Raw genomic sequence first — 14,087 nt, forward strand, 5'->3', positions numbered from 1 at the left:
TCGCGGTTTTCGGACATGACGGCGCCGCGCGATGAGGTCGCGTGATGATCCTGCGGTTTTACGCTCGTCGCTTCCTTCGCGCCGCCTGCGCGGCTAATGTCTTCGGTCTGTAGGGGGAGTAATCTTATGTCTTATCGTCGCCGCGCCGCCTGTTCCCTGCTGGCGCTCAGCCTGTCCTTGGCCGCCGCTGCGCCCGCACTGGCGCAACAGAATCCGCCCGAGCTTCTGGCCGTCGTCGGCCACGAGAATGGCGAGCGCATCACCCGCTCGGCCGATGTGCGCCGCTATTTCGAGGCGCTGCGCACCGCCAATCCCGACCGCATGGTCATGGGCGACTACGCCCAGACGTGGGAAGGCCGCCCCCTGTTCTGGGCCGCCGTCGGATCGCCGCGCAACATCGCCCGGCTGGACGCCATCAAGGCCGCGACCAACGCCCTGGCCGATCCGCGCAGGACCAGCCCCGAGCAGGCCCGCGCCCTGATCAACGACACCCCGGCCATCGTCTGGATGGCCTATTCGGTCCACGGCAATGAGATCAGCCCCGCCGACGCCGCCATCATGGCCGCGCGCCGCCTGACCGACGGCCTCGACGCCGAGGCTCAAGGCTGGCTCGAAAACGTCGTGGTCGTCTTCGTCCCGACCCAGAACCCCGACGGGCGCGAACGCTTCATCAACAGCTTCGAGGCGGGCCTGGGCGCCCAGCCCAACGGCGACCCCCTGTCGGCCGAGCGGGCCGAGCCGTGGCCGTCGGGCCGCTACAACCACAATCTGTTCGACCTGAACCGCGACTGGTTCATCCAGTCCCAGCCGGAAACGCAGGGCCACTCGGCCCTGATCCGCGAATGGCGCCCGCAGGTGGTGGTCGATTCCCACGAGATGGGCACCGACTCCAGCTTCTTCTTCCCGCCCGAAGCCCAGCCGCTGAACCCGTGGATCTATCCGGCCATTCTTGAGGCGCGCGAGCGGTTCGGCCGCAACAACGCCGCCCGTTTCGATCAGGCCGGGCTGGACTATTTCACGCGTGAGACGTTCGACGCCTTCTATCCGGGCTATGGCGACGGCTGGCCCGCCTATTTCGGAGCCGTCTCCATGACCTATGAGCAGGGCTCGTCGCGCGGCCTTCTGGCGCGCCGGTCGTCGGGCGAGATGCTGACCTACGCCGACACGGTCAAGGGCCACCTCACCGCCACCCTGTCGACCATCGAGACCGCCGCTCGCGACCGCGAAAAGCTGCTCAGCGACTTCTACGCCTTCCACCGCGACGGGATTTCGGGCGGGCGCGGCGCCTATGTCCTGTCGCGCTCCGCCGCCGCCGACCCGGCCGCCGCCGACAAGCTGGCGGGCCTGCTGGTCCGTTCGGGGCTGGAGGTCGGACGCGCTGCCGCATCCTTCTCCGCCTGCGGTCAGAGCTATCAGGCGGGCGATTATATCGTGAACCTGTCCCAGCCCCAGCGCCGCATGGCCGAGACCCTGCTGGCCAAGGACGTGCCTCTGGACCCGAAATTCCTGGCCGAACAGGAAGCCCGCCGCGCGCGCGGTCTGGGCGATGAGATCTATGACCTGACCGGCTGGTCCCTGCCCCTGCTGTTCAATGTGCCCAGCCAGCGCTGCACCGGCGCCCCCTCGGTGCAGACGGCCGCCGTCGGGCCCGAGCTGATCCGCCCGGCCGCCGTGGCTCAGGGCGATGCGACCTATGGCTACGCCATCCATCCGGGCACGGCGGGGATGCGTTTCCTGACCGCCGCCCTGACGGACAAGCTGCCGGTCCGCTCGATCGAGGCGCCCTTCACCCTGGACGGCAACGCCTATCCGGCGGGCTCCTTCATCGTGCCGCGCGCCGGTTCGCCCGATGATCTGGACGAGCGCGTCCGCCGTCTGGCCGCCGGCAGCGGCGCGCGGGTGACGCCGCTGGCCACGTCGTGGGTCTCCAGCGGGCCCAGCATCGGCTCGGACCGCGCCTCCGTCATCACCGGCCCGCGCGTCGCCATGGCCTGGGACGACCCGACCGAGCCGGAATCGGCCGGTTCCATCCGTCATGTGCTGGAACGCGAATACGGCTGGCCGGTCACGGCCGTCCGCACCCGCCGTCTGGCCAGCGCCGACCTGTCCCGTTACCAGGTGCTGATCCTGCCGTCGGGCCGCGATTACGAACAGGCGCTGGGCGCCCGCGGCGTCGCCAATCTGCGCGCCTGGGTCCAGTCGGGCGGCGTCCTGATCGGCGTCGGCGGCGCCAGCCGTCTGCTGACCGACCCTGACGCGGGCCTGCTGGACAGCCGCCGCGAAGGCGCCGTCTCCGCCGATGGCGACAAGGAAAAGGACAAGAAGGGCGGCGGCAGCGAGATCGCCACCGACGCCGAATACCTGGCCATGACCGGCCACCACGGCGGCGCGCCCGATCCAGTCGCCGGCGTTCTGGCCAGCGCCGTGGTCGACAACGAACACTGGCTGGGCGCAGGCGTCGCCCCGACCCTCAGCGTCATGGTGCGCGGCTCGGACATCTACGCCCCGCTGGCCCGCGCTCAGGGGACCAATGTCGTGCGTCTGGCCGGGCCGGATCAGGTTCTGGCGTCCGGCCAGCTGTGGGCCGAGAACCGCCGCCAACTGGCCTATAAACCCGTCGCCATGGCGTCCGAAGTCGGCCGCGGCCAGGTTGTCGCCTTCACTCAGGACGTGACCATGCGCGCCTTCCTGGAAGGGCTGAAGCCCCTGTTCCTGAACGCCGTCTTCCGCGGCCCGGCCCACACCTCGGGCGCGAAGGGGAACTGAACGACCCCGTCCCGCCTTGCGAGACCACCAGATGAAGAAGGGGTTGCGGGCCGCCGGGTCCGCAACCCCTTTTCATTGGCGCCGCGTTCGCCTCTCCCGCTGCGGGCGAAAGAATTCAGGGCGAAATTTTGACAGCCGCCCCCGCACAGGCTTTGCTGGGCCCGAACCTCAGGGGAGCTGACCACGGATGACCGTCGAATCGCCGCGCCCGCCCGCCGATGACGGCGAGTGGACCCTGCTGCAGAGCCGCATCGACCGCAGCTTCTGGCAATGGGACCGTCAGGCGGAAAACGACACGCGGACACTGAGCCGTTTCGTCATCCTGCGCCCGCCCGAACGCCTCGACTACGACACTTTTGACGAGGCCGAAGCCATGTTCGAGGCGATGGAGGAATGAGCCGCATCCGCCCCTCATCCGCCCTGCCCGTCTCGCTTCTGTCCGGCGCCCTGCTTCTGGGCGCCTGCGTTTCGCACACGGGCGGCCTGCCGACACAGTGGCGCGGCTCGGGCCCGCCCGCCATCACGGCGCCGCCCGGCGACTGCCCCGCCCTTGCTGGCGTCTGGCGCTCCGACGGCCACGACGCCACGACCGAAGCCAGACCCGCCGTCCTGCAACAGGTGCTGGGCCAGCAACTGGGCCTGACCGAACTCATGGCCGCCGATGGGACGCATGACGCCTCTGTCGCCTTCACTCGCGACGGCGAAGGCTGGCAGGCGAAGGACGCCCACGGCGCGGCGCAGATCCCCGTGGACGGCCGCGCCATCGCCCTGGACCCCAACGGGTCGGCCAACGGCTCTCGCATCGCCGGCTGCGCCGACGGCCGCCTGTGGATCGGCTTCAGCAGCGTACGTCCTCAGTATGAAAGCCTGACGCAGACCCGCGCCCTTGGCGTCATCTCCACGGCGCCGGACGGCGCGCTGCAGATCGAAATCCGCACCGAGCGCCGCCACTACGGCCTGCTGCCCTCCCCCTCGGTCCAGCGCCTGACCGCCCGCTACAGCTTCGCCCCGGCGACGTCCGGCGCCTCGCCTGCATCCTCAGCCTCTCCGCCCTGAACGATGCGGACCACGGCCAGATTGGCGGTGACGTTGCCCAGGGTGCGGAAGATGTCGGGCACGACTTCCACCGCCAGCAACAGGGGCAGCAGCTCCAGCGGCACCCCCATCGCGATGCAGATCGGGGCGATGGAGGCGAAGAAGCTGGCCTGACCCGGCAACCCTACCGTGCCGATCGAGATCAGCACCGCCGTCAGCATGGCGGCGAACAACTGGCCCGCCGAAGGCTCCAGTCCGAACAGATGGGCGCAATAGATGGCCACGCCCAGATTGGCGACCGGACTGGTGATGCGGAACACCGCCACCGCCAGCGGCAGGACCAGCCCCGCCGTGGCCCGCCTGACGCCCAGTTCGTCGACCGCGCGCTCGACCATGACCGGCAGGCTGGCCAGCGAAGACTGGGTCGAGAAGGCCACGACCTGCGCCGGGGCCGCCGCCCGCGCGAACCGGCCCAGGCTCACCCGGCCGAAGATGACCGCCAACGGATAGAAGATCAGGCCAATGCCGATGCAGGCGATGGAGATCAGCGCCACATAGTGCAGCAGCACCCCCGCCGCGCTGGCCCCCGCCGTCAGCCCCACCCCGATCGACAGGGCGAAGACGCCCAGCGGCGCCGCCTTCAGCACCCAGCGGACGATGACGATCATCGTCTCGCCCACCGCCTCGAAGAAGGTGATCAGCGGAACCCGCAGCCGCTCCGGCAGTCCCGACGCCGCAAAGCCGAAGAAGACCGCGAACACCACCATGCCCAGAATGGCGTCCTCGGCCGCCGCGCGGATCGGGTTGGACGGGGCGATGGTCTTGACGAACTCGCTGAACGGCGCGCCCGCGCCGACGCCCTCGGCGCCCTCCGGCTTGATGGCCAGCAGCAGGCGCGCGCCTTCCGGGTCGATGGGCCACAGGGCGTGCAGCCCATAGGCCGCCGCCACCGCATAGATGGTCGCAAAGACGATCAGCCCCCCGAACCACGACACCGCCTTCAGCGCCAGCCGCCCGGTCCGCGCCGCGTCCGCGATGGAGGCGATGCCCGTCACCAGCAGGCTGAACACCAGCGGGATGATCGTCATCCTCAGCGCATTCAGCCACAGCTGGCCCAGCGCCTGAATGAAGTCCGCCGTGACATGGCCGCCCGGCAGGCCCCAGGCCTGCGCCGCCGCCCCGGCCAGCAGGCCCAGCACAAGCGACAGCAGCACCATCGTGCTGAGAGAGGTCAGAAAAGAGCGCGCCGATTTCATACCGGCCACGCTAGCAGCCGCCGCGCCGCGCGCCAGCGCAAAACAGGATGGCGCCTCCCTTCCCCTCAATGGGGGAAGGGCCGGGGATGGGGGTGAACACGCGGCCGCGCCGATCAGGCACAGGAGATGCGGCGCCTCACTGCGCTCTACAGGGCGCCACCTGCCTACACCCCCACCCAACCCTCCCCCATCGAGGAGGAGGAGGGCTTTTACTTCGGCGCGCCCGAGTTGGCCGGGTCCAGCGGCAGGCCCGCCGCCTGGCGCGCCTTCATCACCCGCAGCCAGCCGTGCATGGCCTCCGAATCCAGCCCGTGCATCATCAGCCGATAGCCCGCCTGCAGCGTCGACAGCGCCACCAGCGGATGGCCGTTCTTGACGAAGGCCATGTGGTAGCTCGTGCCCAGGATGCGGGCGATATAGATGGCCATCACCTCGTCCAGCTGCAACGAACTGGACGCCCGCACGAAGTCGTCGCGCGGCAGCATCAGCGCATAGATGGGGGTGTAGAACTCCACCGCCGTCTGCACGTCGACGAAGTTATGCCACTTGCGCGGAAACTCTTCGAAGGGCGGGAATTCGTCCGAGATCATGGAGAAGTCGATGCGCTCGGGCGGCATCAGCTCCCGCCCCTCGGCGCGCAAGGCGGCGTTCATCTCGATGACGAAGTTGAAGATGTTCAGGTCGTGCTGAAGGAACAGGTCCGGCTCGATGTCCTTCAGCCGCGTCGGCGTCAGCGGCCACTTCGTCACCTTGTCGCCCACGCCCGCATTCTCGCGCACGAAGGCGGTCAGTTCGGACCCGACGTGGAAGTGGCGCAGGATCACCCGGTTGCCCTCGGGCGTCACAAAGGTCCGCAGGCCCCAGTGGATGGTCTTGTGCAACAGGCCGTTCAGGTTCGGGTATTTCGGCGAGATGACCCGCAGCACCTTCACCAGGCAGAAGAACAGGAACACCAGCGGCCGCGCCACCGGGAACAGCCAGCGCCGCGACCGCGACCGCGCCCCCAGCAACAGATCGCGTTTGGCTCCGTCGTCGATCGGCAGGCTGTGGTCCAGATACAGCGCCATCCACGGATCGGGATCCTTGGGATCGAACCGCGCGGGGTCGAACGGATCCTCCCCCGGCTTGTAGTATCTCACGCCGCGATCTCCTCGATCTGCAGGGCGTAGAGGCGGGCGGTGACGCGGGCCGTCGTGACGATGCGTTCGGCGATGAAGGGATCGGGCAGCACCATGCCCAGCATCTCCTCGAACTCCTTCATGTGCTCGGCGTCGTTGTCGCCGTGATACAGCAGGAAGCGCACCGCCTCGTCGGGCAGCGCCAGCCGCTCCTGCACCTTCAGGCCCCACGGCCGCGCCTTGATCGAGCCCAGCCCCTCGATGATGAACATGGCGCCCAGCAGGCCGAACGGATCAGGCTTCGACGCCTCATGGAACATCCACGCCGACAGAGCCTCGGACCCCACATTCTTCGGCGCCGACTGGATGTCCTCCAGCGCCCCGCCCGCCGCAACGAAGTCGGCCTCCAGCAGACGGAAGTCGCGATGCTCCGTCACCGCATGGCGCATCAGTGTCGAGCGCAGTTCCAGATGGTTCTCGCCGACGTTTGACGCCGCCCGGCTCATCCACAGCGCCCCGTCCTTCACCTGCTGGCGCAGGTTGATCAGGAAGGCGTGGTAGTCGGCGATCTCGAACCGCCCCCGCGTCAGCTTGCGGATCAGCGGCGTCGCCTCCAGCCGCTGCTCGAAATCGGCGAAGACCACCGCCAGCTTCCGTAGGGTGTCGGCGACCGCCGCCTCGGCCAGTTGTTCCGCCATCACACAATCTCCAGCATCATGAAGCCGATCATCGCCCGCCCGCTCTCGGGCACGATGCACAGCACCTTATCTCCACGCTTGCCGCGTCCCGACTTCAGGAAGGCGTCCAGCATGACCCAGATCGAGGCCGAACCGACATTGCCGCTGTCGGCCAACGTCGTGAACCACTTCTCTTCCGGGATCATGGCGGCGGTGCTTTCCAGCAGACCGACGATCTCCTCGCGCAGCGACCGCGCGGAATAATGACACAGCAGATGATCGACCTGATCGGGCACGATGCGCCCGGCGTCCACCTTCTCCAGCCAGACGCCGATCCAGGCGCGGATGACGATCTTCAACAGTTCGAAGTCCTGCAACAGGGCCACCGCCCCCGCCGCATGTGCAGCCGCCGGGCCCGCGTGGCTCCAGGCGCTGGTCATGTCGGCGCGCGTTTCCGGCGTCGATCCGGCCCACATGCAGGGATCGAAGCGCCCGGCCAGCGAGGTCATGTCGATCCACTCGACCTTCAGGCTCAGGCCGTCGGGCTTCGGCTTCGGCTCCATCACCACGGCCCCCGCCCCGTCCGACAGGGTGAAGCGCAGGAAGTCCGCCTCGATCCGCGCCCGCCCCTTCTCGTCCACCAGCGCCGTGCCCTCATAGAAGGCAGGCCGGAACCAGCGCGATGAAAACTCTCCCGCACAGGCGGCGGCGACGTCCGCCTCGCCCGCGCGCACGCTCAGCCACGCCCCCTTGGCCGCCATCAGGGCGCTGGCGCAGACCGACTGATAGCTGAACGCCTCCAGCGGCCCGGCGCCCAGTTCGGCCTGAACCGCGCTGGCGTGGCCGGGCACCAGATAGTCGCCCTGCGTCGCCGCCGCGCCCAGATGCTGCAGATCGCCGAGGCTCAACCCCGCCTCATCCAGCGCCGCCCGCACGGCGTCCGCGCACATGGAAGCATTGGAATGCAACGGCGCCCCATCTGCGTTCAGGGCGTAATGCCGCCCCTCGATCCCGTTCCAGCGCAGGGCGCGCCGCCCCACGGCGGACGCCCGCCCGCCGATGCGCCCGATGAAGTCCTCCATCCGGTCATTGCCGATCCGCTCTCCGGGCAAGACAGCGCCGGTTCCGGTGATGAAGACGTCGCGAAGCATACTCATGTGGGCGGACCTTGGCGGCGGCGCAGCCCGCGCACAAGCCGGAAACGTCGGCCTCAGACGCAGAAAGGGCGGCGAACCGAAGCCCGCCGCCCTCTCCTCAACCTAAAATCAGGTCAGACCTTAGAAGGACTTCGTGAGGTTCACGAAGGCCGTCCGGCCGAGGTAGTCGTAACCCGAGTACAGCGGGGCGTTGCCGACCCGGTTGTGCACGCCGGAAGACACCACGGGGGGATCTTCGTTCAGCAGGTTGCGGATACCGGCCGTAACCGTCCAGCCATCAGCCGTGTATTGGACCGAGGCGTTGTGCTGGAAGTAGTCATCAACCGCCAGGTCGTACTGGCTGGTCACCGGATCTTCCTCATAATAGGCATAGCTATCCATGCCCTTGATCCACTCGACGCCATAACGGACGCGCCACTTGTCCCAAGCGTAGGACAGATCAGCGGTTCCGGTGAATTCCGGATTGTTGACCATGCCCTTATACTCTTCCAGCGGATCATCAGCGAACAGCTTGCTCGAGATTTCCGTGTACTGAGTGATCGCCAGGTTAAACAACGCCGTGCCGGGGCCCACGTCCTTACGATAACGGAGCGTGTAGTCCAGGCCCTTGACGATATCCGTCGCCAGGTTGACGTAACCGTTCTGGACGGTCAGCGTGAAGTTGTCCTTGTCGCGCTCCAGCAGCGAGCAGAAGCCAACGCCCGCATTGAAGTCCGCGGCGCTGGAGTCGTAGCAGCGCTCCATGATGTTGGTCGCACCGTATTGCGCCACGCCGTTCTTCACTTCGATCTCATAGTAATCGACGGCGAACGCCAGGTCGCCCCAGCTCAGCGGCAACGGCGGCTGCAGCACCAGACCGATCGTCATATTGGTCGAGGTTTCAGCCGCCAGATTGGCTTCAGCCCCGCCCTTGCTGACGACCGTAATGCTCTGCTTCGAATTGAAGCCCGACGGCAGGCCATCGGCCTTACAGTTGGCGGCGCGGTTCGCGGTGACGTCTTCGCCGGTGTAGTCGTTGCAGACATCTGCGCCGGCCGACAGATAGCCGGTGGTGGCGCCGACGAACTGCTCGAACAGCGCCGGAGCGCGGTAGGAGGTGCCATAGGTGCCGCGCAGCGTCATCCAGTCGATCGGACGATAGACCAGACCGACCTTGTAAGTCGTGTCGTCACCATAGGAATCATAGTCCGTGTAACGCACCGAGGCGTTCAGGGTCAGTTCCTTGGCGAAGGGCTGGTCACGCAGCAGCGGCGCTTCGATTTCGCCGAAGACTTCCCACACCGAGTCCGTTCCGCGCGTGATGGCGGCGGTGGAATAGTTGTAGGTGTTGCCGCGCTGCGAATCGAGAGCAGGCGTATCGTCGATCTCGGAATCACGCCATTCAGCGCCGAAGAAGGCCATCACCTTGCCAGCTGGCAAGTCGAACAGCGGACCATCCAGACCCAGGCTGACGATTTTTTCTTCAAACTCGGTGATGCCGCGGATCGGACGGAAGACGTAGTCGACCCACTCCTTGGGCAGTTGGCCGCCGATGACCTGAGTTGTCAGGGCCGGAGCCGCAACGCAGCCCGGGTTCGACGCCAGTTCACGGCACTGGAAGGTCCCGTCGCCGAGCTTAACGACATCCAGCGTTTCCGCCAGACGATCCGTCAGGAACTGCTGGCTGGTGTATTCCGAACGCGACTTGGAATAGCTGGCCGACAGGTCGTAGCGCCACTCAGGAACGAAGAAATCGCCCTTGATGCCGACAACATTGCGGTTGAAGCGCACTTCCTGGGTGGAGGTGTCATTACCGAAACCGATGAAGGCGCGAACGCCCACCGGCTTGCCCTTGCTCAGGCCCTGGTCACCAGAAAAAGTGCTCCAGCCGAGGTTATCCGGGATCAGCGGGCTGCCCTTGGCGTAGTCAAGCGCCAACTGACGATAGCCCGTCTGCGACGACTTACGGTTATTCAGCAGGAATTCGCCGTACAGCTCGGCATTGCCCAAAGCTTGCAGCTGATATCCAGCTTCACCATAGATCGTCGTGATCTCAACCGGAGAAATCAGCGACTGGTTCAGCATCCGATCGTCAAAGGTGTCGCGGATGTTGACGTTCTGCGCGACCAGACCCTGCGGATCATCACGGTTATCCAGGTAGGCGCCGCCGACGCCTTCAAAGCCGGCGAGCCCCGTCGTCACTGACGAATTCGGACGCCAGCGATCAATATAGGTGCCGTTGGCGATCGAACCCGCCGTCATGCCGGGCGCATAGATGATGCCAGGACGAAGATCGACGCCGACCAGGTCCGACATCAACTGATCCGACGTCAGCGCGCCGGTGCCGATGGTGTTGATCGACGACCCGTTCGAGCCCGTCGTCGTGATCGGATAGCACTTCGACTTGCCGGTCAGCGGATCGATAAAGTCACGACCGTTACGATAGCCGTCCGTCTGGCAACGCGTGAATTCACGATCGCGCAGGGTCAGTTCGTCGCGCTCATAACGCTCGATCGAGCCCGACGCCCGCCAGCGGTCGCCCCGGGCGCCCGCCGTCAGCGAGAAACGGGTCGAACCGCCGTTGCCGTTGGCTTCCAGCGACTCATTGCGCTGGGCTTCAAAGGTCAGACCTTCGAAGTTCTTGCGGGTCTCGATGTTGACGACACCTGCAATGGCGTCCGAGCCATAGACCGAAGAGGCGCCGTCACGCAGCACTTCAACCCGGTCGATCATGGCGGTCGGAAGAACGTTCAGGTCAGCAGCGCCGACCGAGCCCTGCGAGCCGGCCGGTGAAACGCGGCGGCCGTTCAGCAGGACCAAGGTGCGGCTCGGTCCCATGCCGCGCAGGCCGATGGTGTTGGCGCCGGGGCCGCCGTCGGTGACATAACCGCCGAAGGAGTTATTGATCTGCGATGAGCCGCCGGTAACGGCTGTGCTCTGCAGCGCCTCGGTGGTCGAGGCGAAGCCCTGCAGCGTCGCTTCCTCACGGGTTATAGCCTGAGTGGGCGACGGCGCGTTGTAATTATCACGACGAATGCGCGAACCAACGACAACGATCTCTTCAACCTGAGTGGCTTCCTGAGCCCTGCCTTCTTCAGTTTGAGCGCTTGCCGTCGCCGGGGCAAACAGGGCCATGGATACAGCGGCCATTCCTACGGCCATGGTTGTACAAAGCAAATAATGCTTGCGAGTACGCATATGCTTCTCCGCACCTAACAATTACAATTTAACATTACGTCGATCTGAAAGCTCAGAGACGCATACCAGCGCACGATTTCAGCGTTGCTTGGCCTGCGTTATGGCTAGGATTCGTACATCACATCATCAACTCAATTCTTACGGAAAATCAGCGTTACTGGTAATTGTGAGGCATTTTTGACGCAAAATCGCCACGTCAATTAAAAATATTATACGATTTCAATGTAAAGTTGTGCATTTCAGGGAGGGAGTGAGCAAAAATACTCCCCAATAACATCGCGCTCCCAGCCGCAACAGCCACACGCAACCGCTACGCGAGGCCCTACAGTCACTTCAGTAAAGGCGCTTCTCTTACTGGCGCGAGGCCCTGCGGCGCATTACCTTGATGTTCATGGCCCGTTCTCCCGCGAAACCGACCAAGCCCATCCACACGCCCAATCCCGGCATGGCCGAGGCGCCGGTCGCTTTCGATCACGGCCGCGCGCCCGCCTTCGCGCCCGTAAACGGCCCGCGCCTGACGCCTGAAGAAGCCCCCGCCGCCCCCGCCGACTGGGTCCCTCACCGCCCCGACCGGCCGACCAACAAGAAGCGCATCCCCTTCCGGCTGGAGACGAAATACCAGCCCGCCGGGGACCAGCCCTCGGCCATCGCCGAGCTTGTGGCCCAGGCGGACGAAGGCGATCGCGAACAGGTGCTGCTGGGCGTCACCGGCTCGGGCAAGACCTTCACCATGGCCAAGGTGATCGAACAGACCCAGCGCCCGGCCCTGATCCTGGCCCACAACAAGACGCTGGCGGCCCAGCTCTATTCCGAGTTCAAGGCCTTCTTCCCCGACAATGCGGTCGAGTATTTCGTCAGCTACTACGACTACTACCAGCCCGAGGCCTACGTCCCGCGCACCGACACCTACATCGAGAAGGACAGCTCGATTAACGAGCAGATCGACCGGATGCGCCACGCCGCCACCCGCGCGATCCTGGAGCGGGACGACGTCATCGTCGTGGCCTCGGTCAGCTGCATCTACGGCATCGGCTCGGTCGAGACCTACACCGCCATGACCTTCGGCCTAAAGGTCGGCGACCAGATCGACGAGGCCAAGCTGCGCGCTGACCTGATCGCCCTGCAATACAAGCGCAACGACGTCCATTTCGAGCGCGGCATGTTCCGCAAGCGCGGCGACACGCTGGAGATCTTCCCCGTCCACCTCGAGGACCGCGCCTGGCGCATCAGCCTGTTCGGCGACGAGATCGAGGCCATCGACGAGTTCGATCCCTTAACCGGCAAGAAGACCAATGCGCTGGACGAGGTCACCGTCTACGCCGCCAGCCACTACGTCACCCCGCGCCCGACGCTCAATCAGGCCGTCAACGGCATCAAGGCCGAGCTGAAGGAGACGCTCGACTGGATGGTCGAGAACGGCAAGCTGCTGGAGGCCCAGCGCCTCGAACAACGCACCCGCTTCGATCTGGAGATGATGGAGGCCACCGGCTCCTGCGCCGGCATCGAGAACTACAGCCGCTGGCTGACCGGCCGCGCGCCGGGCGAGCCGCCGCCCACCTTCTTCGAATACATCCCCGACAACGCCCTGCTGTTCGTTGACGAGAGCCACGTCACCGTCGGCCAGATCGGCGCCATGTTCCGCGGCGACTACCGCCGCAAGTCGACCCTGGCCGAGTACGGCTTCCGCCTCCCCTCCGCCATCGACAACCGCCCGCTGAAGTTCGAGGAATGGGACGCCATGCGGCCCCAGACCGTCTTCGTCTCGGCCACCCCCGGCGCCTGGGAGCTGGACAAGACCGGCGGCGTCTTCACCGAACAGGTCATCCGCCCCACCGGCCTGATCGACCCCCCGGTCGAGATCCGTCCCGTCTCCGGCGCCACCCGCAACCAGGTCGACGACGTCATCGACGAGGTGAAGGCCACCGCCCGCGCCGGCTACCGTTCCCTGGTCACCACCCTGACCAAGAAGATGGCCGAAGACCTGACCGAATACATGCACGAACAGGGGGTGCGCGTCCGCTACATGCACTCCGACGTCGACACCCTGGAGCGGATCGAGATCCTGCGCGACCTGCGCCTCGGTTCATTCGACGTGCTGATCGGCATCAACCTGCTGCGCGAGGGCCTCGACATCCCCGAGTGCGGCCTGGTCGCCATCCTCGACGCGGACAAGGAGGGCTTCCTGCGCTCGGAGACCTCCCTGATCCAGACCATCGGCCGCGCGGCGCGCAACGTCGACGGCCGCGTCATCCTCTATGCCGACCGCATGACCGGCTCGATGGAGCGCGCCATCGCCGAGACCGACCGCCGCCGCGAGAAGCAGCAGGCCTACAACCTCGAACACGGCATCACGCCCGCGACGGTCAAGCGCGACATCAAGGAGATCCTCGAGAGCCCCTACGAGTCCCGCGACCTGGACCGCCTGACCCGCCCCGGCGTCGCCGAGGAGGCCAGGCCCTTCGTCGGCTCCAACTTCCAGGCCGCCCTCAAGGATCTGGAAGGCAAGATGCGCGAGGCCGCCGCCAACCTCGAGTTCGAGGAGGCCGCCCGCCTGCGCGACGAGATCAAGAAGATGAAGCTCCTCGACCTCGAATTCGCCAACGAAGCCCTGACGGGCGCGGGCGAGGAGGTCGACAAGTCAGCCCCGAAGCGCTGGCGCAAGGAGGCGGCGGCCGAGAAGGCGGAGGCGTTCAGAAAGGGGCGCTGACCCTTTCCTTCTCCCCTTGTGGGAGAAGACGGCCGAACGGAGCGAGGTCGGATGAGGGGTCGCGGGGCTACCCCGCCCTTCATCTCCGATTCATGAGGCTTACGGGCAACATGGCCGCGCGGCTTCGAGCTTGGCCGCAAAATGGGATGCGACCTTGGGGCCAAAATGCGGCATGGTGCGCTCAGGAGAGACTC

The 14,087-nt window shown here is 66.1% G+C and carries 9 protein-coding genes; 4 read left to right on the top strand and 5 right to left on the bottom strand.

Going from position 1 to position 14,087, the window contains the following annotated elements; all coding sequences use genetic code 11:
* Window positions 1–126 precede the first annotated feature (126 nt).
* The 3 genes from ABE454_RS11255 (at window position 127) to ABE454_RS11265 (ending at window position 3,822) form a co-directional block, all read left to right on the top strand.
* Complete coding sequence (locus ABE454_RS11255; protein ID WP_346531709.1) at window positions 127–2,766, top strand: M14 metallopeptidase family protein; 2,640 nt, start codon at window positions 127–129, stop codon at window positions 2,764–2,766.
* Between the two features lie 187 nt (window positions 2,767–2,953).
* Complete coding sequence (locus ABE454_RS11260; protein ID WP_346531710.1) at window positions 2,954–3,163, top strand: hypothetical protein; 210 nt, start codon at window positions 2,954–2,956, stop codon at window positions 3,161–3,163.
* Window positions 3,160–3,822, top strand: coding sequence for a hypothetical protein (locus ABE454_RS11265; protein WP_346531712.1), 663 nt, complete (start codon window positions 3,160–3,162; stop codon window positions 3,820–3,822). The genes ABE454_RS11260 and ABE454_RS11265 overlap by 4 nt, the downstream gene beginning before the upstream one ends.
* On the opposite strand, the gene ABE454_RS11270 is transcribed toward ABE454_RS11265, so the two are convergent.
* The 5 genes from ABE454_RS11270 to ABE454_RS11290 form a co-directional block, all read right to left on the bottom strand.
* Entirely contained in the window at window positions 3,762–5,057 is a 1,296-nt protein-coding gene (locus ABE454_RS11270) for a dicarboxylate/amino acid:cation symporter (RefSeq protein WP_346531936.1), read from the bottom strand. The genes ABE454_RS11265 and ABE454_RS11270 overlap by 61 nt on opposite strands.
* Before the next feature lie 209 nt (window positions 5,058–5,266).
* Window positions 5,267–6,196 carry a DUF6999 family protein gene (locus tag ABE454_RS11275; RefSeq protein WP_346531714.1) on the bottom strand — a complete coding sequence of 310 codons (930 nt, stop codon included), beginning with the start codon at window positions 6,194–6,196 and terminating at the stop codon, window positions 5,267–5,269.
* A complete protein-coding gene (locus ABE454_RS11280; protein ID WP_346531716.1) occupies window positions 6,193–6,933 on the bottom strand; it encodes an iron-containing redox enzyme family protein in 741 nt (246 codons plus the stop codon). The genes ABE454_RS11275 and ABE454_RS11280 overlap by 4 nt, the downstream gene beginning before the upstream one ends.
* Window positions 6,873–8,009: a beta-ketoacyl-ACP synthase III gene (locus ABE454_RS11285; RefSeq protein ID WP_346531718.1), complete on the bottom strand. Its 1,137-nt coding sequence runs from the start codon at window positions 8,007–8,009 to the stop codon at window positions 6,873–6,875. The genes ABE454_RS11280 and ABE454_RS11285 overlap by 61 nt, the downstream gene beginning before the upstream one ends.
* 120 nt (window positions 8,010–8,129) lie before the next feature.
* Window positions 8,130–11,186, bottom strand: a complete 3,057-nt coding sequence (locus ABE454_RS11290; RefSeq protein ID WP_346531719.1) for a TonB-dependent receptor domain-containing protein — start codon at window positions 11,184–11,186, stop codon at window positions 8,130–8,132.
* Between the two features lie 391 nt (window positions 11,187–11,577).
* Between ABE454_RS11290 and uvrB the strand changes: the two genes are divergently transcribed.
* Entirely contained in the window at window positions 11,578–13,893 is a 2,316-nt protein-coding gene (gene uvrB, locus ABE454_RS11295; RefSeq protein ID WP_346531721.1) for an excinuclease ABC subunit UvrB, read from the top strand.
* Window positions 13,894–14,087 lie beyond the last annotated feature (194 nt).

Origin of the sequence: Brevundimonas diminuta (genome assembly GCF_039673845.1) — a bacterium.
In the GTDB taxonomy this organism is placed as follows: Bacteria; Pseudomonadota; Alphaproteobacteria; order Caulobacterales; family Caulobacteraceae; genus Brevundimonas; species Brevundimonas diminuta_E.

Bases quoted from the DNA above. Each gene is read 5' to 3' on its own strand.
- ABE454_RS11255 (WP_346531709.1), top strand. From the start codon at position 127: ATGTCTTATCGTCGCCGCGCCGCCTGTTCCCTGCTGGCGCTCAGCCTG.
- ABE454_RS11260 (WP_346531710.1), top strand. From the start codon at position 2,954: ATGACCGTCGAATCGCCGCGCCCGCCCGCCGATGACGGCGAGTGGACC.
- ABE454_RS11265 (WP_346531712.1), top strand. From the start codon at position 3,160: ATGAGCCGCATCCGCCCCTCATCCGCCCTGCCCGTCTCGCTTCTGTCC.
- ABE454_RS11270 (WP_346531936.1), bottom strand. From the start codon at position 5,057: ATGAAATCGGCGCGCTCTTTTCTGACCTCTCTCAGCACGATGGTGCTG.
- ABE454_RS11285 (WP_346531718.1), bottom strand. From the start codon at position 8,009: ATGAGTATGCTTCGCGACGTCTTCATCACCGGAACCGGCGCTGTCTTG.
- ABE454_RS11290 (WP_346531719.1), bottom strand. From the start codon at position 11,186: ATGCGTACTCGCAAGCATTATTTGCTTTGTACAACCATGGCCGTAGGA.
- uvrB (WP_346531721.1), top strand. From the start codon at position 11,578: ATGGCCCGTTCTCCCGCGAAACCGACCAAGCCCATCCACACGCCCAAT.